The organism is Natronosalvus rutilus (genome assembly GCF_024204665.1).
GTDB classification, from domain to species: Archaea; Halobacteriota; Halobacteria; order Halobacteriales; family Natrialbaceae; genus Natronosalvus; species Natronosalvus rutilus.
Genome location: NZ_CP100355.1, coordinates 467,104 through 488,563, shown reverse-complemented (window position 1 = coordinate 488,563; position 21,460 = coordinate 467,104). Strand labels below are relative to the sequence as shown.

19 protein-coding genes are annotated in these 21,460 nt (G+C 63.6%); 7 read left to right on the top strand and 12 right to left on the bottom strand.

Annotated features, from left to right (window positions below; all coding sequences use genetic code 11):
* Positions 1-6 precede the first annotated feature (6 nt).
* Positions 7-1,008 carry a glycosyltransferase family 2 protein gene (locus tag NGM29_RS02445; RefSeq protein WP_254158668.1) on the bottom strand — a complete coding sequence of 334 codons (1,002 nt, stop codon included), beginning with the start codon at positions 1,006-1,008 and terminating at the stop codon, positions 7-9.
* 140 nt (positions 1,009-1,148) lie between these two features.
* Between NGM29_RS02445 and NGM29_RS02440 the strand changes: the two genes are divergently transcribed.
* Complete coding sequence (locus tag NGM29_RS02440) at positions 1,149-2,450, top strand: polysaccharide deacetylase family protein (protein ID WP_254158667.1); 1,302 nt, start codon at positions 1,149-1,151, stop codon at positions 2,448-2,450.
* 248 nt (positions 2,451-2,698) lie between these two features.
* On the opposite strand, the gene NGM29_RS02435 is transcribed toward NGM29_RS02440, so the two are convergent.
* From NGM29_RS02435 to NGM29_RS02405, 7 genes are all read right to left on the bottom strand, one after another.
* Positions 2,699-3,142: a response regulator gene (locus tag NGM29_RS02435; protein ID WP_254158666.1), complete on the bottom strand. Its 444-nt coding sequence runs from the start codon at positions 3,140-3,142 to the stop codon at positions 2,699-2,701.
* A gap of 239 nt (positions 3,143-3,381) precedes the next feature.
* On the bottom strand, positions 3,382-5,016 hold the full coding sequence (locus NGM29_RS02430) for a flippase (RefSeq protein WP_254158665.1): 1,635 nt from the start codon (positions 5,014-5,016) through the stop codon (positions 3,382-3,384).
* A gap of 160 nt (positions 5,017-5,176) precedes the next feature.
* Positions 5,177-6,658, bottom strand: a complete 1,482-nt coding sequence (locus NGM29_RS02425) for a right-handed parallel beta-helix repeat-containing protein (protein ID WP_425499246.1) — start codon at positions 6,656-6,658, stop codon at positions 5,177-5,179.
* Positions 6,659-7,294: 636 nt separating this feature from the next.
* Positions 7,295-7,954 carry a helix-turn-helix domain-containing protein gene (locus NGM29_RS02420; RefSeq protein ID WP_254158663.1) on the bottom strand — a complete coding sequence of 220 codons (660 nt, stop codon included), beginning with the start codon at positions 7,952-7,954 and terminating at the stop codon, positions 7,295-7,297.
* An 85-nt stretch (positions 7,955-8,039) separates the two neighbouring features.
* Positions 8,040-9,728 carry an alkaline phosphatase family protein gene (locus NGM29_RS02415; protein ID WP_254158662.1) on the bottom strand — a complete coding sequence of 563 codons (1,689 nt, stop codon included), beginning with the start codon at positions 9,726-9,728 and terminating at the stop codon, positions 8,040-8,042.
* Between the two features lie 273 nt (positions 9,729-10,001).
* Positions 10,002-11,513, bottom strand: coding sequence for a sulfatase (locus tag NGM29_RS02410; RefSeq protein WP_425499206.1), 1,512 nt, complete (start codon positions 11,511-11,513; stop codon positions 10,002-10,004).
* Positions 11,514-11,576: 63 nt separating this feature from the next.
* Positions 11,577-12,200 carry an HVO_2922 family protein gene (locus NGM29_RS02405; RefSeq protein WP_254158660.1) on the bottom strand — a complete coding sequence of 208 codons (624 nt, stop codon included), beginning with the start codon at positions 12,198-12,200 and terminating at the stop codon, positions 11,577-11,579.
* 115 nt (positions 12,201-12,315) lie between these two features.
* On the opposite strand from NGM29_RS02405, the gene NGM29_RS02400 reads away from it, so the two are divergent.
* The 6 genes from NGM29_RS02400 (at position 12,316) to NGM29_RS02375 (ending at position 17,076) form a co-directional block, all read left to right on the top strand.
* Positions 12,316-13,026: a DUF2270 domain-containing protein gene (locus NGM29_RS02400; RefSeq protein ID WP_254158659.1), complete on the top strand. Its 711-nt coding sequence runs from the start codon at positions 12,316-12,318 to the stop codon at positions 13,024-13,026.
* Positions 13,027-13,133: 107 nt separating this feature from the next.
* Positions 13,134-14,120 (top strand): tRNA pseudouridine(38-40) synthase TruA, encoded by a 987-nt coding sequence (gene truA, locus NGM29_RS02395; RefSeq protein ID WP_254158658.1) that lies wholly within the window; start codon positions 13,134-13,136, stop codon positions 14,118-14,120.
* A gap of 68 nt (positions 14,121-14,188) precedes the next feature.
* Positions 14,189-14,428, top strand: coding sequence for a hypothetical protein (locus NGM29_RS02390; protein ID WP_254158657.1), 240 nt, complete (start codon positions 14,189-14,191; stop codon positions 14,426-14,428).
* Positions 14,429-14,471: 43 nt separating this feature from the next.
* Positions 14,472-14,759, top strand: coding sequence for a translation initiation factor eIF-1A (gene eif1A / locus NGM29_RS02385; protein WP_253431206.1), 288 nt, complete (start codon positions 14,472-14,474; stop codon positions 14,757-14,759).
* A 467-nt stretch (positions 14,760-15,226) separates the two neighbouring features.
* Positions 15,227-16,804 carry a Na+/H+ antiporter NhaC family protein gene (locus NGM29_RS02380; RefSeq protein WP_254158656.1) on the top strand — a complete coding sequence of 526 codons (1,578 nt, stop codon included), beginning with the start codon at positions 15,227-15,229 and terminating at the stop codon, positions 16,802-16,804.
* Positions 16,801-17,076, top strand: coding sequence for a DUF7513 family protein (locus NGM29_RS02375; protein WP_254158655.1), 276 nt, complete (start codon positions 16,801-16,803; stop codon positions 17,074-17,076). Before NGM29_RS02380 ends, NGM29_RS02375 begins: the two co-directional genes overlap by 4 nt.
* Positions 17,077-17,130: 54 nt before the next feature.
* Here NGM29_RS02375 and NGM29_RS02370 read toward each other — a convergent pair whose 3' ends face one another.
* From NGM29_RS02370 to NGM29_RS02355, 4 genes are all read right to left on the bottom strand, one after another.
* On the bottom strand, positions 17,131-18,243 hold the full coding sequence (locus tag NGM29_RS02370; RefSeq protein WP_254158654.1) for a pyridoxal-phosphate-dependent aminotransferase family protein: 1,113 nt from the start codon (positions 18,241-18,243) through the stop codon (positions 17,131-17,133).
* A 126-nt stretch (positions 18,244-18,369) separates the two neighbouring features.
* Complete coding sequence (locus NGM29_RS02365; protein ID WP_254158653.1) at positions 18,370-19,404, bottom strand: DMT family transporter; 1,035 nt, start codon at positions 19,402-19,404, stop codon at positions 18,370-18,372.
* 269 nt (positions 19,405-19,673) lie between these two features.
* The gene (locus NGM29_RS02360; protein WP_254158652.1) at positions 19,674-20,024 is read right to left on the bottom strand and encodes a hypothetical protein; all 351 of its coding nucleotides are present in this window, start codon (positions 20,022-20,024) and stop codon (positions 19,674-19,676) included.
* A gap of 180 nt (positions 20,025-20,204) precedes the next feature.
* On the bottom strand, positions 20,205-21,431 hold the full coding sequence (locus tag NGM29_RS02355) for an MFS transporter (protein WP_254158651.1): 1,227 nt from the start codon (positions 21,429-21,431) through the stop codon (positions 20,205-20,207).
* Between the last annotated feature and the right edge of the window lie 29 nt (positions 21,432-21,460).

Sequence of the window (21,460 nt, the reverse complement as noted above, 5' to 3'; positions counted from 1 at the left end):
TAGACGTTACCGCGACGACGACCGATCGAGAACGCGGTTCGTGAGCGTCCGTCGGCCGAGTGCGCTGGCAACGAAGATTAGCGCGAGCGAGGCGACGATTGGAAGCGGCCGTCGTCGGACACCAGATCCCGTCGCCCAGAGGAGGCCAGGATAGTGCCGGGCGGAGACGGCGGCCTTTCGCAGGTGCCAGGCTCCCCGGAGCAGTCGCCCCTCCGCGAGGTACCGCTTCGCAACGACGAGTTCGTGTCTCGAGCGAATCTCGTAGCCCTCGGCCTCGTAGCGCTCGACCAGGTCCTCGTGTTTCGAGAGGTACTGCTGGTCGGCTCGACGGACGACGTCCGCTGGCGGGTGGCCCGTCTCCTCGCGGACGACCAGCTTTTCGTCCACGTACGCGAGTTTCCCCTGCTCGAGGACGCGGAGACAGAACTCGGGATCCTGGAAGCGATCCAGGTCCTCGTCGAAGCCGCCGATCTCGCGGGCGACGTCGGTTCGAACGAGGAGCGTCGAGCCGGCACCTGGCTGGACGCCGTCGGACAGGATCTCGCCGATCAGGTCGTCGTTGCCCTCCATCGTCGGCTGTTCGTCCGTCCGCGAGAGGAGACTCGCGGCGACCCCCCGGAGTCGGCCGCTGGTCCCCTCGAGGTCGAACGCCGTGTCGCAGTAGGTACCGATCCAGTCGTCGCCGCGGTCCTCGATCGCCGCGAGCTGTTTCTCGAGTTTGGTGGGGTCCCACTCGTCGTCAGAGTCGAGGAACGCGACGTACTCGCCGCGAGCGTGCTCGATGCCGGTGTTGCGAGCGACGTTCGCTCCTTGGTTCGTCGCGTGGACGACCGGACGAACCCGTGGGTCGTCGTAGTCGGCGAGGACCAGTCCGGTGTTGTCCGTCGAGCCGTCGTCGACGACGACGACCTCGAGGTCGTCGACCGTCTGCTCGAGCGCGCTGTCGATCGCGCGTACGAGCGAGCCGGCCCGATTGTACGTCGGGATGATAACGCTAACGCGTGGCATCTACCCCGGATAGCGACGCTGCGTCCATTATTATCAGGTGGATAAGCACCGTATACGGCGTATTTCCACCACATAAGGTGTTTCGCCCGAGCCACCTATTACCTCTATAAGAAAGGCGCAACGTGTTGACGACTCTGGTGATGACGTACCGAAATCGACGATCGTTCATTCGTACTGCTGGGACGGTTGGTGCACTCGGACTGGCGGGCTGTCTCTCGAACGACGGGGGCTCGTCTCCGTCCGACTCGAGTGACAACGAGACGAACTCGTCGGACGGCTCTGACACCGGCAACGGTAACGAGACCGAGTCCCCCCAGGACAACTCGAACGGCGAACTCGATCACCTTCCGGGCGAGACGCTCGAGGACTTCGAATCCCTCGACAACTGGGCTACGTTGCTCGACGGCGGCTCCATCGAGGCAACGACTGACGACCCCTACGCGGGATCTCAGTCCGCCCGGCTGCACGCAGGTGAGAACAACGAGTCCGCTGGTTCCTCGTTCATGCTCCCCGAGAGCATGGACCTGTCCAACGCGGCCTTCTCGATGGCCGTCAAGTACTCGGGCCGAGAACAGTTGATGATCACGCTGGAAGTCCTCGCACCGAACGCGCGGAACAAGGTTGCGTTGCGTCGGACGCTCACCGGACCGGTCGACCGCTGGGTCCGCGTCGACTTCGGGACGACGAACGTCGATACCTCGCCCGACCTCACGGACGTCCGCGAATTCCGGGTCATCGCTCACCGACGCGGCTCGAACGAGGGTCCGATCGACTTTGCGATCGACGACCTTCGCGTGACCGAGCGCCCGGACCAGGGATCGGTGCTGTTCCTCTTCGACGGCACCCTCGAGTCACACCACGTAAACGCGTTCGAGCACATGGAGTCGTTCGGCTTCGCTGGTGTCGAGGCTGTTATCCCCGAAGCAGTCGGCGAGACCGGACGCCTCACCCACGACCAGATGCAGGACCTCGAAGAAGCCGGCTGGGACATGGCCGCTCGCCCGCGAACCGGCTCCAGAAACATCAACGAGTTCACGCGCGAGCAACAGGAGGGCGCGATGGAACGGACGAAGAAGTTCCTCGAGCACCGCGGGTTCGAAGACGGAGCCAACTACTTCGTCACGCCGCGTAACATTATGGGACCGAACACCTACGACCTGGTCCAGGACCACTACAAAGTGGCGTTCCGCTACGGAGGCGGCCCGAACGGACTTCCGCTCACCGACCCGCACAACGTCGGTACGTTCTCGGGAACGGCTGGCTCGGAAGTGACTCGGTACATCGACTACGCCGCCCAGTACGGTCAACTCGCCGTGATCCGCTTCGAGGAGATCGGCGGTGCCGACGGGATGTCCGAGGACGCGTTCGTCGACCTGCTCGAGTACGTCGATTCGACCGACGTCCAGGTCGTGACGGCCTCGGAGCTGTCCGGTGACGCGTGATGGGAGGTGCGGACCATTTGTCCAGGGTCGGAGTGAGACGTCGAGTTCGACCGCGAGCGTGATCTCACCTCGACCACGACTACGACCACGACCACGATCCTCCTGGTGACCGCAATCGGCACGGCACCCGTGCTGTTCGCGATGATTTTCACCGTGTTCGTGCTCGTACTCGTGTTCGTGTTTATGCTAATCTCGTGCTCGAGAACGAACTCCTCGAACACTAGATCGAGTGACTGCCGCGTTCTCCCTCAACTGTCAGGGAGTCTAGCGGTCGACAGCCAGAACTCCCTGACTGACTCGATAATCTCGAGGAACGCGCTGGGGTCGATCGGCTTCGTGAGAAACGCGTTTGCACACTTGTCGTACGTCCGCAGCACGTCTTCGCGCGCCTGTGAACTGGTGAGCACGACGACCGGAATCCGCCGGAGCGTCGGTTCGTTCTTCATCTCCTCGAGGATTTCGTCGCCATTTTTCCGCGGGAGGTTGAGGTCGAGCAAGACGAGCCCCGGGGTGGGACTGTCGGCGTACTCCCCACGTTGAAAGAGAAAGTCGAGCGCCGCGATACCGTCGTGGACGACGGAGAGCGTTACGTCCTCGCTGTGTGCCCCGAAGGCTTCCTCTATCAGGCGGATGTCGCCAGGATTGTCTTCGATCAGCAGCACGTCGGTGTGTTCGTTCCTGGTAGCGTTCATTGCAATCTCTTCACGGTGATGCGTCTGCGGGTAATCGGGACTTCCCATCGATCCGGCCCGCCAGTCGCCGCCCCTGTCGCGTCTCGATCGGTGGTCCCACCGATCACGGGCACCACAGCCGCTTCAGCCGAATGTCCATTGTGGAAACTAGGAACGTCCCTCTTGTAAACCCTTCTTCCAAAAATATTCGTGTTAGCTGTCTACGGCTGCAGTCGCGGGCCTGTGAGAGCGCCTGCCGATCAGGGGTGGGCCATCCCGATTCCCGGGCCGACCAGGCTGAGAACGAGGCCGGAAACCAGCAGCGATAGTCCGATCGCGACGAGCAGACTCTGTCCCATCGCGATCGGTGACTCACCCGGCGTCGTCTGGAGGCGCCGACAGAGCTTGCCCGCGACGGAACCGATCGGATCTGGCGCGATCGCGAGAATTTCGAACGGTTCGGAGGGCTCGAGTGCACCGAGCAGAATCGCGAACCCGACGAATATGGCGAGTCCGACCGGCGGAACCACGACGAGCGCGATCCACGGGTTCTGGATGGCGGTTGCGAGCGCGAAGATCGGCAGCCCTGCGAGTCCGGCGGTCGCCATAGCCTGACTGAGTCGTGCGTCCGAGAGCGGGTTGAATCCGATCGTTCGAGCACTCACGATGTGGAAGGCGAACATCGATCCGTACCCGATGCTCGTCGCGACCGCCGCGCCGTGCATGCCGAATCTGGGAATCAACAGGAAGTTGAGGACGACGTTGATTCCGGCGGCGACGCCGGTCGAAGCAACGGGATACCGGAGCTGTCCGTTCCCCTGTGAAATCGCGAGGATTGGGCGTGCAAGTGCGAATCCGAGTGCGCCGGGCAACAGGAGTATGAGTGGTTCGACGGCAGGTTCCGCGTCGGACCCGAAGTAGAGCGGTACGGCGACGTCTGCCAGCGCGGCGAGGCCGATGGCCATGACGGCCGTCAGGAGGAACGTGTACCGAGTCGTTCGGGAGGCGAGCGACGATATCTTCTGGTACCGGTTTTGTGACCAGAGTTCCGACGTCGAGTGAACGTACACCGTCTGCAAGGCGAGCGGGACGAACCAGAGGAACTCCGCGAGCGTGAGCGCCGCTTTGTAGTTCCCGACCTCCGAACTGACCCTGAATCGCTGTAACATGATGATGTCGACGTGATACAGCGACATCAGGAGGAAGACGAGGACGATGCTCATCGAGTTGAACGTGAGCATCTCGCGCCGGGGAAATCGCGACGACGGCGTGGTGAACACACTCGACAGCGACTGTCGTCGATTGATCACGTACAGCCCGGCGAGCCCGACCGACAGACTCGCGATCAGGTGGCCGGCGAGCGCCCCCGCCACGCCGAATCCGAGAGCCGTGAGCGGAATCGCGATGAGGACGAAGCCGACCGTATCGAGGACCTTCAACGGTTCGGAGTAGCGCTCGAGGCCAAAGCCCATGAGCGTCTTTCGAGCGTAATCGCGGAACTGGGCCGTGATGACGAGGAGGGCAAGTACGTAAAAGTACGGAACGAACCGCTCACCGAACGCTGCCGAGACGAGGCCGAACCTCGCTGCGACGACCATGAGTGCGGCGCCCGTAATGGCGAACACGATTGCGAGTCGAAAGTAGAAACCGACGACGTGGGCTTCCCAGTTATCGGCACCTCGATCCTCGGCGAGGAACTTTCGAACGCCGTCGGTGATTCCGGAACTCACGAAGATCATGTAGATGGCGAACACCGAGAGCAGGAACGAGTATTCGCCGAACTGGGAGACTCCGAGTAGTCGGTACAGAAGCGGGGTCGAAATGGCCGTCACCACGAGAACGACGACCTTGCCGCTGACGACTGAGAGGACACCGCTGGCAATACTCCGGTTCATGGCTGCCTCCGGAACCTGAGACGTGGTTCCACCGCCCCACCTCGATCGATATCCGACACAGTCACTGGGTGGACAAACAGCCTGACAGCGTGTTATTATAGGGGGACTAAGTAGCGTTTCCCGGCAGCTATTACGCCCGAACCAGGCTCCCGTCTGGCGTTCAGGATGACGTGTTCGAGTAGGTGTAGACGTTACTCGCGCCGAAGTCGCGGATGCCGTTGACGAGACGGTTGTACTTGAACGAGACACCGTTCACCGAATCGTACAGGCAGGCCGCCTGTTTGCCGCCGGTCGATTCGAGATCGGAAGACATGACGAGATTGTCGTCTCCGAGGTCGACGTAGGGGTACTTGCTCGCGCGAAGGGTACTCTTCCAGACCGTCAGGTCGTCGGCGGTCGACGTGATCGCGTTTCGGGTGGCGCCACTGCGCGCGGACTGGTTGACCTCGGTCACGTTGAACCGGCAGTTGTCTCGCTCGACGCGGATGCCGTCACGGAATCCGGAGGCGTCGCCTGCCTCGCCGGTGATCGTGAGGTATTCGGCGAGCACGCGGTCGGTCGCGTTCGTGTTGCGGATCCACAGCGGGTAGCCGCCGGCGGTTTCGTGGTTGATCTGCGTCTCGACGATGATGACCTCCCCGCAGTTGGGGGAGACGACGATGCCGTGATTGACGTCGTTGCCCTGCATGTCAATGCGGACGCGCTCGATTCGAGTGCTGTCACAGGTGGGCATCACCGAGATCGCGTGACTGGTCGGCATCGGGGAGGTGGTTTCGACGGCCGCTCCCTTGATACGCAGGTTCTTGCCGTTCTCGATCCGGATTCCGCGCTGGCCCTCGTCCTCCGGACGGGTGTCGTCGATTTTGACGCTTGGCCAGTTGATCTCGCTGCCGTTGCCACCGACGCGGATGTTCGCGCCGTTACTGTTCCGGTAGGTGCCACCACTCACGATGATTTTCCCGCTTCCGCCGGCGGCGTAGAGACCGTTGTCGGGGAAGGCACCGAGCGTACAGTGTTTGAACTCGAGGGTGCCGGCGTTCTGGTTGGCCAGGATGCCGGTCGGCCCGCGCCAGCGTTCGCCGGCGGTCGGGGTGTTGTCGATCCACTCGCCACCCTGGGGGGCGCGGAAGCGCTCGACGATGCCGTAGCCGCTCGAATCAGTGACGTTGAACAGGCCTGGTCCCCACGTCCCGCTGTCGTGCTGGCCTTTGATGTTGATGTCGCGCACCTCGAGGCGATCGGAGACGTGGGCCTCGATGACGCGAATCCCGGTGTCGGGGGCCGTCTGGTCGATGTCGAATCCCTCGAAACGAAGACGGCGTCCTGGTCTGTAGCCGACGCCGAGACGGAAGAGCCGGTACTGCGGGCCGTCGAAGTTGTAGTAGTTCGCGGGCACGAGCGTCGCGTTCTCCCCAACCATGCCGAAGTTGTCGAAGCCAGTAAACCGGAGCTGTTCGTCGATGTAATACCGGCCCTCGGGGAAGACCAGCAGCGTATCGTCCGCGCGCAGTTTCTCGAGCACGGGGGTGATCGATTTCGATCCCGTGTTATCAGCACCCGCGTCGGTGACGTCGATGACGTTGCTGTACTCGTCGTAATAGTGACTGTACGTGCCCGTTGCTGCGCTGGCACTCGCGGTCATTCCCACGAGAGAAGCGCCGGCAGCGGCGACCCCGCCCATAAATGCGCGCCGCGAACGTCCGTCGTTGTTCGATGAGTTGTGCTCGTCTCCTGCCTGGGATTCGTTTTGGAAATCCAAAGGTTGAGTACCCGAATATTTTGCACCACTTCGTTTCGCCATTGATATTCACTTTGTTTAGAGTAACGTCCCGGGCCAATATCTATGGATTCGGATATCCAGCCTTTAAGACGGGTCGGATTATCCGAGTGATAATCTCGGAAATATCGTGTTATGATTGTTTTACCAGATGCAACATGGCTCTAAACGGTGTTCTGGGTCCTTATAAGGCCCGTATTCTGTTTCAGGAGCGAAGACCGTCGAACCATTGTCACTGCCGGGTGGGAACGTCTAACAACCGTGGGTCACCCACTGTCCCACCCAGTCCCACCGACTTGCAGGGGCAGGCGAGATGCGATTCTGTGCTCGGAACCCGTGGGACGGTCAGATACGGGTAGACGCGCGCGTCGCTCACGAACGGGCGCGTTCTCAGGTGCCGAGAATCGCTGGTACTGGAACTGAAGGTGGATCGCGACACCACATTGTCGGGGTGGTGTTGTCGATGAGCCTATTTAGCGGACGAGGCGGTCAGTTCGCGACTTAGCGATCGGGCGTTCGATCGTTCTCGAGGGTCGACTCGATCAGCTCGGCGACGGCACGGCGAATCCGCTGAGAGACCGCCGAAGTCGAGATTCCGAGCTGATTCGCCAGGTCGTTCTGGGAGGCACGACGCGGGATCTCGAAGTATCCGGAGTAGTACGCTTTCGAGAGAATCTCGTGTTGCTGTTCTGTGAGAAAGTAGGTGTCGTCGTCGTCCTCGGCCGTCGACTGGGACAGCCGATTAACTCGAAACGTGATCGACCAGGACCGACAGTACTCGCGAAACGCTGATAGCGCCTCCCGGTCCGGGACGTGTATCCGGACTGTCCACCCCTTCTCGTTGCTGATCGTCTCGAACACGAAAACGCCCCTGGCAGCACATCGGTACGGAACGATCTCGAGGTTCGTCTCGATGGATAGCTGGTAAATCGCTCGCCCTTCGAACGTCGCTACCCGGACCGGATTCGAAATGGTGTGGTCGTCGGCCATTCTCTCCTCGACTCGTTCGAGGTCGTCGCCAAACACCGAGACAAAGCACCGTTCACCCCCGTCGGTCACGACACCGTACTCGTATCGTATCGTCACATCCGGCTTTGCCCGTATCGTGGGTACGAGAACGAGGTCCGGGTGCAACAGTGAAACGTGTGCTACGAAGCCCATGTGCCAGTATACCTGTCCTATTGGCGACGGGGACAATACTTATGAGTAAAATAAGACCGAGCGACTGTTCCACTGGCTGAAACGGTCAGTTCATATACCCGAGGTCGGCGAGACGAGCGGTTACCGTCTCGTCTGCACCGTCGCGATTTGCCGGCGTCGATTCGGCGGCAGTCGGATACGCCTCGGTTCCCAGCGAGTCAACGATTGGAAGTACCGTCCCGTCCATCCGATCGCTCTGGGGAATCCCCAGTGCGGCTAGCACGGTCGGTGCCACGTCGTAGATGGATGGGTATCCAAGCGCTGCGTTCTCGTCGATTCCTGCTCCGCTCGCGGCGAAGACGCCGTCGAGTTTGTGATTCCACGGTTCGACGGGACCGAACTGTTCGCCAAGCAATTCCTCCGAGAGCGCGTGTTCGAAGTCGGCAGGAATCGTCACGATGTCGACGGCGTGTTCCTCGTAGGGTCCGTGGAAGTACTCCTCTCGAGGGGCGACCGTCTCGAAGACTGGCTCCCCGTCGGGCGTCTCGACGCTTCGAAGATCCGCCATCAACGACTCGCGGAGGGCGTCGTACTCCGACGGCGAGACGACGCCGTTGGGCTCTCGCCCCTCGAGGTTGATCCGAACGCCGAGTTCGGTTCGAGCGCGGACGTACGCCTGCGAGGCGGCGAAGTCGACCTGCCGGTTGGCCGTCCGAGCGACGTTCTGCGGGGCGTACTTGATAACGTGGTCAGCGAGACCGACCCGCTCGAGGGCAATTCGAGCCCGTCTGGCGGTAATGCCGAACCTCGCGGCGACGGCGGCCGCTCGCTCGGCCATCGTCGGTTCCCAGCTGTCACAATCTTTCCCTTCTCGAAGCTGGTGGCGCATGGGCTGCCACGAGGGCATCCCCTTCCCGCTGGTCGTCGTCTCGAGGTATCCTGCCTCCTCGAGAAATTCGTTGATCCGGAATTCGTAGCCCTCGTACGGCCCCATCCCGTGATCGCTCACGACGAAGACGGTGTCTGGGTCACACTCCTCCAGAATCTTCCCGATCTGGTCGTCCGTCGCCTCGTACACCGTCTCGACCTTGTCGGGGTCACCCGCGAACTCGTGAAAGACGGTGTCGGTCTTCTGGAACTGGACGAACCCGAAGTCCGGCTCGTGCTTGCCGACGAGATACCGGAACGCTTCCCCGCGCATGCGAATGAGGCGCTGGTACTCGGCCATCTTCTCGCGGTCGGAGACCGACTCGTCGCCTCGAGTGTAGCATGGATAGACGCGGTACTCGCCGATGGCTTCCCGAACGTCCTCGAGCGTTCCTTCGGGGTGACACTTCGGGTTCTCCGGACCGATGAACCCGGGGATGATCGCGCCGTCGAATTCGTCTGGGGGGTGGGTCACCGGTACGTTCACGACGACGCTCGAGCGATCGTGGTGATCCAGGAGTGACCAGAGCGAGCGTTCCTGGACGTCGTCATTGCTGGAGACGTGCCAGTCGTAGCCGTCGTAACCGACGAAGCCGACGACGCCGTGTTTGCCGGGATTGACGCCGGTGAAAATCGACGGCCACGCGCTCGGCGTCCACGGCGGAATCTGTGACTCGAGCGGGGCCGAGACGTTCCCGGGCCCGGTACAGAGTCGCTCGAGGTTCGGAATGCGTCCTTCCTCGTAGAGTCGTTCGAAGACCGGTAGACAGCCAGCGTCGATACCGATTAGTAGTACGTCGAGGCCTGAGTCGTCGGTTGTTCGGTCCGTCGTCGATGTCCCATTCGATCGATTGTGTCGTCCTGTCATCCTCTCACCGCCTCCCCATGAGTTGGTGTTTCCGGCCGTCCACATCCACTGAGTCTGGACAGGGGTCGATTCGGAATGGCTTCATACGGATTCCAATACACGGGTCGCCCTTCATTATCGTGGCGTTAAACCCTGAAATTCACGCTCCAAACCGATCTGGCCGAGAGCTCGACCGGGTTAAACACCCACGCTGGTTGACTGTTTCACTGGTTGATGCGTCTCCAAACGCCGAACAGCGCTTGTGCTCGCCTTCGCTGATCCGGGCCGAGCCAGCTAGAGATACCCGAGGTCGGCTAGTCGATCCTTCGTCGAGTCCGCCATCTCCGGAGCGGCTCCCTCGGCGGGGTGTTCAACGGTATCGACGCCCTCGAAGTGTGCCTCGAGTCGCTCGCGAAGCGCCCCGACGCGGTCGCGATTCTGGTCGGACAGGTCGACCGTCTCGGCCGGATCGCTCGAGATAGCGTGCAGGCACTCGAACCCGTCGTCGCCACAGACGTACTTGTACTGGTCCGTGCGGATCGCTCGTAGCCGACGGTCGTAGGTGTAGACCTGCTCTGGAAGCGATCCGAACCGGGCCTCGAGGCGTTCGATCGACGGCTGGGGGGCGACGTACTCGGCAAACACCGCGTCCCTCGTCTCGGTGATCGCGTCGGGATGGAACGACCGCCCCCGGCTCTGAGCCTCGAGGTCCGGATCCGACACGCCAGTCGCCTCGAGTACCGTCTCGGGCAGGTCGAGCAACTGAACGAAGTCCGTCCGTCGCCCGCCGTCGGTGAACGCCCCGCCGTGAACGACCAGCGGGACGTGGATCAGGGTGTCGTAGAGGTTGTACTGGTGGCCGAAGAAGCCGTGGTCCCCGACGTTCTCGCCGTGGTCGCCACAGACGACCAGCAGCGTCTCCTCCCAGACGCCGGCCGACTGGAGCGCGTCCCGGAGGCGCTCGAGCTGGCTGTCGACGTAGGCGAGTTCGGCACGGTAGAGGCCGTGGAGGGCGGCGAACGCCGATTCGGAGAGATCGTAGTCCTCGCAGTCGTAGGCCCGGGGGTCCTGGCGGATATCCGTCGCCGCCTCGTAGTTCCAGCCGTCGGGCAGGAATCGCTCGGCGAATTCTCGAGGGGGATCGTACGTGATGTGGGGTTCGATGTAGTTACAAAACAGGAAGAACGGCCGGTCGTCTTCTCGCGAGTGGAGCCAGTCGGCGATCCACGCCGTCGTCCGGTCGGCGCCGTCGTCGCCGCTCGGCTGGAGGACTTCACTGTAGAGGACGTTCGCGGCGTTGATCAGCGGGTTTCCCTCGAAGAGGCGGTCGCGCGTCGCCTCGAGTTTCTCGCGGAGGTCCTCGCCGCGAACGACGGTGCCCATGTCGACATCGGACTGGATGTACTGCCAGCCGCGACGGAGGTCGTCGAACCCCCGGTCGAAGCCGAACTCGTCGGTGATCCAGGTGTTGTTCGAGACGCCGACGGTCTCGTAGCCGGCGTCTCGAAAGGCCTCCGGGAGTGTCCGGAGGTTCTCATCGAGGTAGGTGTGCCCGCCGTGGGCGCCGTGTTCGCTGGTGTAGGTGCCGGTAAACAGGGACGCGTGCGATGGGAGCGTCCAGGGGGCCGTCGCGAACGCGCGTTCGAACGTCGTCCCCGCTTCGGCGAGCTGGGTAAGCGTCGGCATCGTCTCCCGCGAGACGCTCGTCTTTCGCGCCGTGTCGAGAACGACGAGAACGACGTTCCGCGCGGTTCGATGGGTCTGTACATCACGCTCGTTAGCGTCGCCCGTTACCATACGACTCATGCGCCGCAGATGGGGAAGGCCATCGGGCCAGCGTATGCAGGTCCTTGAGCACCCGAACCGGGGTTACTCGGGGCGCTCCTCGAGCACGCTCGCGCCCGGCGCGTTCCGTACGACGCTTCGAATGCCGTTGCGGGCGCTCTGCTTCGACGTGTATCCCTCGCCGCTGTCCGCAATGATGTTCCCGTTCTGGTGGCGGAGGTGCCAGCGCCACTCGCCGGCCCGGTCCTCGAACAACCGGAACTCGGCGAGTGATTCAGGTGGCGAGGCGATGGCGACCACTTCGTGGGGGCACTCGGCGTCGATCCGGTCCGTCTTGACCGTCGATTCCACCTGCTCGCCCGACTTGGCCGTCGATACTACCTCGGCGGCGTCCGCGTCGGTCACCGGCCACTCGAGTTCGATCTCGAGTTCGAAGTGCGTCTCCTCGTCCCCGGCTTCACCGCTGTCCTCGCTTTCGCTCCCACGGTCGGTTTCGTCTCCGTCCTCCTCTTCGCTCTCGTCTACCCCCTCGAGTTCCAGTCCCACCTCGAACGCGACCGAGTCGGGAAGCGGAACGGCTACCTGTCTATCGGTTCCCTCAAGACGAAGCCGGTCACCGCGCTCGAGCTGGTCGGCGATCGCTCGCAACGTTCCCGCGACAGCGGTCAGCGATCTCTCGTCGGCCACGGTCAGGAGGTCCTCGTCCATACGCATCGTCCACCAACCCTGCGTAAATAGGTGTCACCGGGTGAGCGTTCGTCGAAGGTGATAGTCGGATCGACGGCCAATAGCCCGTTACCCGTCTGGGGATCGAACGACGTCTATGAGAGGCAGTGATCGCGCCGATCGCGCGAACTCCCCGCTCGACCGGGAGGATCAGGAGATCGCCGCCGAAATCGCCGACGAGAGCGACTCCCTCCTCGCGCTCTTACCGCACTATTACCGGGGCGAGGTCAGCCAGGCCAACAACGCACAGGACCGGATCGATCAGACGACCAACTGGGCGATCACGGTCATCGCGGCGCTGCTGTCGCTCGTGTTCTCGAGCCGTGAGATGCCCGCCTACCTGCTATTGATCGGCCTCGTCGTCCTCTGTATCTTCCTCTCCTACGAAGTTCGACGCTACCGCTTCTACGACATGTACCGGGCTCGAGTCCGGTTCGTCCAGGAGAACGTCTTCGCGAACGCCCTGGAGCCGGTCGGCGTCGAGCACCCGCGGTGGCGCGAGGAACTGGGCACCGACCTGCGCGAGCCGACGTTCAAAGTCTCGCTCCTCGAGGCGCTCTCCCGCCGTATACGACGCATCTACGGGCTGTTGTTCGTCATCGTCGGACTCGCCTGGATCGCGAAGGTGACGCTCTTCGCCCCGGAGACGCAGTGGACCGAAGCGGCCGCACTGCCGGGTGCCAGTGGGGTCGTCGTCGTGGGGGTGCTCGGGGCGTTTTACCTCGCGATCGCGTTACTCGCAATGTGGCCGAGCAGGCGGAAGGCGAAGGGCGAAATTCACGGCGAGAACACGGGCGACTGGAAGTAGCCGTCGACACCTGGCGCTCGAGCGGCCGATTCGGCACTGGGTGCTGGAATTGGAACCGGAACCGACGGGCCTAACCACCACAGGACCGTCTCGACGCTCGAGAACCGATGCGCGCCTACCGGATCGCCTACGACGGGACCAGCTACTACGGCTTCCAGCGCCAGCCCGACGTCCCGACCGTCGAGGACGCCATCTTCGACGCAGTCCGGGAGCTCGAGGTGCTCGGCGACGACCCCAAACCAGCGGGGTACGCGGCGGCCGGGCGGACGGACGCCGGGGTCTCGGCGCTCGCCCAGACGGTCGCGTTCGAGGCCCCCGGCTGGCTCACCCCGCGGGCGCTGAACTCGGCGCTTCCGGGCGACGTACGGGCCTGGGCCAGCGCGGACGCGTCGGCGGATTTCCACGCGACCCACCACGCCACGCGCCGGGTGTACACCTATCACCTGTACGCGCCTCGAGCGGGTTCTGGCACCGGCTCCGGCCTCGATGCACCGGCCGAAACCGTCGAAACGACCGAATCCGTCGACGACAACCGCTTTCACGCCGCCCTCGAGGCCCTCTCCGGACCCCACGACTTCCACAACCTCACACCCGACGAGGAGGGGACCCGCCGGTCGCCGACGCTCGAGGCCCAGCGAGACGGGCCGTTCCTCGAAATCACCGTCAGCGCGCCCGGGTTCGCGCGCGAACTCGTTCGCCGGCTCGTCTCGCTCGCTCGCGCCGTCGGGAGCGGTGAGGAACCCCTCGAGAAAATCGACCGCGCGCTCGACTCCGAACCGCTCCCCGGCCACGAGGGCATCGCCCCCGCGGCACCGGAGTCGCTGGTCCTTTCGCGCGTCGACTACTCGAATACGACTCTCGAGTTCGCCGTCGACGCGGAGGCCGCCCAGCGGAGTCGCGAGATTCTCGAGGGCCGACGGATAGATCAGCTAGTGGGGGCTCGCGTGGCGAGACAGCTTCGGGACGGACTCGAGATGGGTGTGTCAGGTGCGTCGGGTGAGTCGAGTGCATTGGGAGAGTCGGGTGCATCGGGTAGGTCGGAAGAGTCGAGTTCGTCGGGCGACTCGAGTCAGACCGGACCCTCGACACAGTAACGGCGTCGACGACCACCGGAAGTTATCACCCGTGAGCGCCACCTCGAGCCAGAGGGACAGACACGAACATGGAGGTCTCACCCGAGGAGTACGGCGCGTACTGGCAGGCCGCCATCCGAATCGCCGTCGGCGTGATCGTGCTCGTCTTCGGCTACCGCTTCACCGCACCCTTTCTCGAGTACACGGCACTCGGGGCTCGAGCGCTCGGCTTCGTCCTCTTTTCGGGACTCATGCTCGTCGGCTCGGTCGCGATCACGATGGGCCTGGCTCGAGTCGTCAGAACCGCGGTACGGGCCGAACGGCGGTGAGAAACGATAAAACCTTAACCGTACCGGGAGCAAACGCCGGCATATGAGCGACGACGAGGGTGGGCGCAAGAACCTCCGAATGCCCGACGACGACGAGGTCTTTGCGACCGTCACGAACATGCTCGGGGCGAACCGCGTGAAAGTGCGGTGTGCCGACGGCGAGGAGCGCACGGCCCGCATTCCGGGGAAGATGCAAAAGCGGATCTGGATCCGCGAGGACGACGTCGTCCTCGTTTCCCCCTGGGACTGGCAGGACGAGAAGGCCGACATCACCTGGCGCTACGAGAAGGCCGACGCCGACCAGCTCAGGCGGGAAGGCCACATCCAGTAAAACGACCTTTTACGCTGCGTTCTAGCTCACGGACGGCAGCAATGCTGCCGTCCGGTTCGCTGTCACTCGGTAAAAGCTCGGCCAAAAGCTACGGAAGACGATTTCGTTCGCTCCGCTCACGGACTGCGACTTCCGAGTTCTCACTCGCGTTGCTCGTGAGAACACTCCTCCTTCCCCTCTCCTCACTCCGTTCGTTCCGGGTCAGTCGTCGGCCCGCTCGGTCGGCCGTCAGCCTCCCTCGCGGTGAGCGTCAGTGGAATGCCTGCCTTCCCCCGGGGAACACGCCTCTCGCGTTGCTCGAGTCGTGTTCTCGGCCACTGCACCGAGGTTTCGTCCGAAATCCGATAGACGACACCTCGGTTCGTTCGGTGCTCAAGGCGGCTATGGCTCTCCCGTCCCGTTGAATGTCGACTGACGACTCCGTGAATTATATTGTACATTGGTAACAACGTACGCGCGGTGATGAAATGTCACGTAGAGACGATCCACCAGACGAGGAAGGCCTGGCCGACGAACAGTTCGTAGACCCGAGCGATACGGAACCGGCGATCACGTTCTACGGCGGTCGAGGAATGAGCGCGCTTCCGATCGCGTTCTTCGTCCTCTGGGCGATCGTCCAGACCGCGTTGTTGCGCATCTCGAGCGAAGAGGGGCTCGTGCTCGGGATCCTCCTGGGACTCATTCTCGGGATGTTCTTCGTGAAGGGCTCCTGGAAGGGGTACGCGAACACCATCTTCGAGGGGATGACCCAACCGGTCGCGGTAACGGCGATCGTCGCCTGGGTCTGGGCCGGGATGTTCGCGGAGACGATGCAGACCGGTGGGTTCGTCGAGGGGCTGGTCTGGCTGGCTGACCTCACGGGCGTCGGCGCGGCACTGTTCCCCGCGATCACGTTCGTGCTGGCGGCGCTCCTCGCGACCGGCATCGGGACGGGTTACGGGACGACGATCGCGTTCGTCGCCCTGTTCTTCCCGGCCGGGGTGCTCCTGGGAGCGAACCCGGTGTTGCTGTTCGGTGCGATCCTGTCGGGCGCAATTTTCGGCGACAACCTTGCACCAGTCAGCGACACGACGATCGTCAGCGCCGTCACGCAGGACGCTGACATCGGCGGCGTCGTCGCGTCTCGGTTCAAGTACGCGATCATCGCCGCGGTGATCGCGTTCGTCGGGTACATCGTCGCCAGTTCCGTGCTCCCAGGCGCCGAGATCACCAACGGGGCCGAAGCCAGACAGCTCTTCGTCGAGGAGAGCACTCCGCTCGGACTCGTACACCTGCTCTCGATGGGTGTCGTCATCGTGACGGCGGTCGCCGGGCGACACATCGTCGAGGCCATCTCCTGGGGGATCGTCTTCGCGGTAGCTTCGAACCTCCTGTTCGGGCTCACGGCGCCGAGCGCCATCGTCAACTTCGAGGCGCCCACCGATGCACCGGCGGTGGACCAACTGGCGGTCCTGCCGATCGTCGAGATCGTCGCTCAGGGCGACGATCCGGCCGTGACCGGCAGCCTGGTCGAGGGCGCCGCCGGTTTCTTCACGCTGTCGATCCTCGTCCTGTTCATCATCGGCGCCGCCCAGATCATGATCCGCGGCGGCGCGTTCCAGGCGGTACTCGACTGGTCGCTCGACACGCTCGCGACGAACGTCCGCAACGCCGAACTGACGATGGTTGGATCCGCCGCGCTGATCAACGCGACGATCACGATCAACACCGCCGCCGAGGTAGCGATTGGTCCCTACATCTCGAAGGTCGGCGAGCGCTTCAACATCAATGGCTACCGGCGCGCGAACATACTGGACGCTCAGACGGCCGCACTCGGCTACATCTTCCCGTGGTCGGGCGGGGTCCTGGTGGGCTACTCCGAGATGCAGGATTTGCCGGATACGTACGACTGGTTCGGCGAGTCGCTGATCGTCAATCCGATCGACGTCGTCCCGTTCGTCTTCCACGGCTGGCTGCTGGTGGCGGTGTTCGTCCTCGCGGCGATCACCGGTTTCGGCCGGGAGTACGTCATCGACCGCGAATCGGAGGAGGTGGCCCGCGTATGAGCGTCCTCGAGAAGTTCCTCAGCGGGTGGCACTTCCGAACGACCAGGCCAACGCTCACCCCAGGAACCGAGGTGGACGTCTTCCTCTCGGAATTCGACGCGAACAACACCGGCGTCGCCCGCATCGGTGACACCGTGCTGTACGTCGAAGGGGCCAGCCCCGGGCACGTAGAAAAGCGCGTCCGCGTCCGCATTACCGATTTCGACGACTCGGGGTCGACCGGTCGCGGCGAGTACGTCGAAACCGTCGGCGAGAGTTCCTACACGCAGTAATCGGCCGCGGCGACTCAAGACGACGGCTGCGAGGCCGTCCGTCCCGCCGCCGGCTCACAACCCGGCGACGTCCTCGATTGCGTCGGTCAACGCTTCGATGGACTCGAGATCGTGTTCGCCCATGTGACCGATGCGGAACGTCTTCTCGCCCAGTGCCGAGCCGTAGCCGTTCGAGAAGACCATGTCGCACTCCTCAGAGACGGCCTCGATGGTACCGGCGACGTCGATGTCCCGGGTGTTCTCGATGCAGCTCACCGTCTGGGACTCGTAGCCCTCTTCGGGGAACATGTCGAAGTGCTCGCGGGCCCACTCCTGGGTGTACTCGGCCATTTCCCGGTGGCGCTCGTTGCGTGCGTCGTGACCCTCCTCGAGCATGTGTTTCATCTGTGTTCGGTACGCGAGCATGACCGGGATGGCAGGCGTCGAGTGGGTCTGGCCCTTCCGGTCGTAGTAGTCGATAGTTCGCTGGAAGCCGCCGTACCAGGACGCGGAATCGCTCTCGAGTTCGCGCTCGTAGGCGTCCTCGCTGACGACGCAGACGGCGAGTCCGGGCGGCATGGCGAACGCCTTCTGGACCGAGGTGAAGATGACGTCGATGCCGTGGGCGTCGATGTCGACGTAATCGCCTCCCAGCGCGGAGACGGCGTCGACGACGAAGTAGGTGTCAGGGTACTCGGCGACGACGTCGCCGATTTCCTCTACGGGATTGCGGACGCCGGTCGAACTCTCGTTCATTACGCAGGTGACGACGTCGTAGTCGGTGTCGCTCTCCTCGAGGCGCTCGCGCACGCCCTCTGGTTTCACCGCCTGCCCCCACTCGTACTCGAGGGTGTCGACGGTCTTGCCGAGGCGTTCGGCGACATTGGCCTGGCGCTCGCTGAAGCTCCCGCAGGTCGTGACGAGGACGTGCTCGTCGACGAGGTTGAGGATCGAACTCTCCATGAACTCGGTTCCCGACCCCGTGAGGACGATCACGTTGTTGTCGGTGCCGAGGAAGTCCTTCGTGTCCTCGACGATGGTCGTGTAGAGGTCGGTCATGCGGTCCATCCGGTGGCCGAACATCGGCTCGCACATCGCCTCGATGACGTCCTCGCGCACTTCGGTCGGACCCGGAATGTACAGCGTCTTGTCGGGGTAGTCGTCTCTGTATTCGCGTTTCTCGGTCACGGGGCTCACCTGATAGGCGGTACTGGGTCACGTGAGGCTATGGTCCTTGTGAATGGCACAATTCCACAACGGGTGGCCGACCAGGTGTGACGGTCGCGACAAGGTACTCGAGCCGCGTGTCGGTTGCTAGTCCGCAGCGACGGCGTCGCCTCGAGTCGCCCGCGTCGATTCGGGGGTTCGGTCCTGGCCTTCGTCCACGAGGTAGACGTTCCCTCCGACGACGACGCCGTCGGTGTCGCTCGGACGGTAGGGACCGTAGCCGATCGCGGGCGCGGCCGTCTGCCAGAGGGCGCCGAGTTTACACAGCGCGAAGCCGACGATGATCAGCGTGAACCCCGCGACCGTCCCGACGGTGAGCGACTCGCCCAGCGCCGCCCAGCCGACGGCCGCTGCGACGACCGGCACGGCGTAGTTGACGAGACTGAGCTCCGTCGCCCCGATGCGCTCGAGGAGGACGAAGTAGACGAAGAACCCGCCGCCGGTGGCGACGACGGCGAGGTACGCCAGGGCGAGCACCGCGTCGGTCGTCACCTCGAGGCCGACCAGGGTCTCGGCGGGGTGGAGGCCGCTGAGGGTGTGCAGGACGAGTGCGCCGAGGCCCATCGCCCAGGCCTGCTGGGAGACGATCGGCAGCGTTCCCCGGGTACGTTCGGTCAGCACCGAACCCAGGGCGAAGACGACGGCGGAGACGAACAACAGGCCGACACCGAGGGCCTGGCCGCCGAACGAACCGCCCTCGAGGGCGATCGTGCTGACGCCGACCAGTCCCAGCAACAACCCGACGACGGCCTGTGGGCGAATCTGCTCACGGGGGAGCAAGGCGAGCGCCAGCGGCGGCGTCACGATGGGCGTCAGGCTGAGGACGACCGCCGCGACGCTGCTCGAGACCATCGACTGGCCGAGAAAGAGCAGCGCGAAGTGGGCGCCGACGAGGAGGCCGCCGCCGACGGCGATCAGGAGCCAGTCGGCTCGAACGCTCGGCCGCCAGGACGCACCGGTGAGGGCGACGGCGGCGACGAAGAGGAGTGTCGCGACGTCGAATCGAAACGCGGCGAAGAGGATCGGAGGCACGGTCGCCAGGCCGATCTCGATCGCCGCGAACGAGGTGCCCCAGACGAGCGCGAGCCCGAGAAAGAGCACGATATCTCTCGTATCAGTCATTATCCACCAAATGACTCGAACGTATATCTATGTTGCTATACGCGCTTCTCGAACCTCAGAAGCTCGCAAATCGAAGGGGTGTGATAACACTTGACAATGATGGTGGTGAGCGTGTTACTAGTTCACGTGACAGCTATACGGAGTCGAGACGGCCGGTTTCGTCCGCGGATGGCAGCCACGAGACGCTGCCTCGTGGCTCAGCGGCTCGTCAGTCCGTCGTCTCGAGCGGTGCTCTACCAGGTCGATAAAACCGGTTGATGCGCGAAGGGCTATTCGTCTTCGGTTTCGTTGTCGTCGGTTTCGTTATCGTCGCCGATGTCGGTTTCGTTGTCGTCGGTTTCGTTATCGTCGCCGATGTCGGTTTCGTTGTCGTCGGTTTCGTTATCGTCGCCGATGTCGGTTTCGTTGTCGTCGGTTTCGTTATCGTCGCCGATGTCGGTTTCGTTGTCCTCCTCGTCGCCAGCGCCGGTATCAGTTTCGTTGTCGTCGCCAATACCGGTCTCGTTCTCTGGCGCACCCTCCTCGTCGCTCGGCCCGCCACATCCAGCGAGGACAGCCGAAAGCGCAACGCCTGAAATACCGAGTATTCGTCGTCGTGAGTAGGGTTGTTTTGATCCCATACTCATCGGTTCATCAAACGGATGGATATAACGATGACCTGCAACTGCCGGTTTTTTGTTACGAACCAACACGTCAACTGACCGATTCTCGACGGCTGAAGCACCGAAAATAGGCCGATCTCGACGTTATTAGACAGTAATACGACGAGAACTCACTCCGCTAGAGAGGGTTCCGTCTGCCTAGACGTCTCGACCCTCGAGCGACAGCGATCCCCGGCCGAGCGAGAGGTGTACGAACGCGGGTGCGGCGACGATGGCGATCGCGATCTCGAGGCCGCCGACGACGAGGAACGCCAGCTCGTAGCCGTACTGGCTGGCGACCGTGCCTCCGATGAGGAATCCGCCGAGAAAGCCGAGGCTGCCGGCCAGGTTGAACCCGGCCATCGCCAATCCGCGCTCGCCGTCGGCCGCGAGGTCGGTGACGAGGGCCATCGTCGCCGGCGAGATGAGCGCCCCCAGGATGCCGACGACGACCATCATCGCCGCGGCGAGGGTAACCGATGGAGCGGCGCCGACCGCGAGAATGCCGACGCCGTAACAGAGCGACCCGACGACGATGGGGACGGTCCGGCCAATGCGATCCGAGAGCGCGCCCATGGGGTACTGCAGGAGGGCGAACGGGGCGAAAAAGCACGCGAGCAGGAGGCCGGTCGTGGCGGCGTCCACCTCGAACGTCGCCTGAAAGTACAGCGTCCCGACCAGCGCGAAAAAGCCAGCCGTCAGCCGGTCGATGAAGCCGAACGCGTAGGGGATCGACAGCGTCGGTCGTCGTCGGACGCCCTCCAGGATCGCGCTCGCTCGCCGGCGCGTGCTGGGTGCGCGGTCGGTCGCGAGGGTCACGAGGAGGCCGACCAGACCGAGCAAGACGGCTGCGGCCGCGAGCGGGGCGAGGGGGTCGACCGCCGTGAGTTGCCCGCCGACCGGGGCACCCATCGCGGCGCCGAGACCGATGGCGATCCCGGCCGCGCCCATGTTCCGACCGTGGCCGCCCTCGAGGTCCATGAGCATCGTCATAGTGAGCGAGAGCGCGCCGACGGTCATCGCTCCCTGGAACGCGCGCAAGAGGAGAACGCCCCCGAAGGAGAGCGAGGCGAACGCGCCGATGAGCGCGAGGACGGCGTAGCCGGCACTCCCGGCGAGGGCGCTCGCGACGATGAACGGCGTCCGCTTGCCGGTTGCGTCGCTGGCGATTCCCCAGAGTCCGACGAAGACGACGTAGGCGGCGAACTCCGCGACGAGGAACCACATACTGGCGTCGAGTGCGGTCGACGTCAACGGTGAGGTGGTTTCTCCCGCCCCGAGAGCCTCGACGAGGTCCGCGATGCCCGGGTAGAGCAGTAGCTGAGAGAAGAGCACGGCGAAGACGACCGTCGCGAGGACGATCCGATCCCGGTCGTTCGAGTGCACGCGCACGTGTTGGCACTCGAGACCTATGA

Excerpts from the sequence above, each read along its gene's own strand:
- NGM29_RS02445 (WP_254158668.1), bottom strand. The coding sequence starts at position 1,008 with ATGCCACGCGTTAGCGTTATCATCCCGACGTACAATCGGGCCGGCTCG.
- NGM29_RS02440 (WP_254158667.1), top strand. The coding sequence starts at position 1,149 with ATGACGTACCGAAATCGACGATCGTTCATTCGTACTGCTGGGACGGTT.
- NGM29_RS02435 (WP_254158666.1), bottom strand. The coding sequence starts at position 3,142 with ATGAACGCTACCAGGAACGAACACACCGACGTGCTGCTGATCGAAGAC.
- NGM29_RS02430 (WP_254158665.1), bottom strand. The coding sequence starts at position 5,016 with ATGAACCGGAGTATTGCCAGCGGTGTCCTCTCAGTCGTCAGCGGCAAG.
- NGM29_RS02425 (WP_425499246.1), bottom strand. The coding sequence starts at position 6,658 with ATGACCGCGAGTGCCAGCGCAGCAACGGGCACGTACAGTCACTATTAC.
- NGM29_RS02420 (WP_254158663.1), bottom strand. The coding sequence starts at position 7,954 with ATGGGCTTCGTAGCACACGTTTCACTGTTGCACCCGGACCTCGTTCTC.
- NGM29_RS02415 (WP_254158662.1), bottom strand. The coding sequence starts at position 9,728 with ATGACAGGACGACACAATCGATCGAATGGGACATCGACGACGGACCGA.
- NGM29_RS02410 (WP_425499206.1), bottom strand. The coding sequence starts at position 11,513 with ATGAGTCGTATGGTAACGGGCGACGCTAACGAGCGTGATGTACAGACC.
- NGM29_RS02405 (WP_254158660.1), bottom strand. The coding sequence starts at position 12,200 with ATGGACGAGGACCTCCTGACCGTGGCCGACGAGAGATCGCTGACCGCT.
- NGM29_RS02400 (WP_254158659.1), top strand. The coding sequence starts at position 12,316 with ATGAGAGGCAGTGATCGCGCCGATCGCGCGAACTCCCCGCTCGACCGG.
- truA (WP_254158658.1), top strand. The coding sequence starts at position 13,134 with ATGCGCGCCTACCGGATCGCCTACGACGGGACCAGCTACTACGGCTTC.
- NGM29_RS02390 (WP_254158657.1), top strand. The coding sequence starts at position 14,189 with ATGGAGGTCTCACCCGAGGAGTACGGCGCGTACTGGCAGGCCGCCATC.
- eif1A (WP_253431206.1), top strand. The coding sequence starts at position 14,472 with ATGAGCGACGACGAGGGTGGGCGCAAGAACCTCCGAATGCCCGACGAC.
- NGM29_RS02380 (WP_254158656.1), top strand. The coding sequence starts at position 15,227 with ATGTCACGTAGAGACGATCCACCAGACGAGGAAGGCCTGGCCGACGAA.
- NGM29_RS02375 (WP_254158655.1), top strand. The coding sequence starts at position 16,801 with ATGAGCGTCCTCGAGAAGTTCCTCAGCGGGTGGCACTTCCGAACGACC.
- NGM29_RS02365 (WP_254158653.1), bottom strand. The coding sequence starts at position 19,404 with ATGACTGATACGAGAGATATCGTGCTCTTTCTCGGGCTCGCGCTCGTC.
- NGM29_RS02360 (WP_254158652.1), bottom strand. The coding sequence starts at position 20,024 with ATGGGATCAAAACAACCCTACTCACGACGACGAATACTCGGTATTTCA.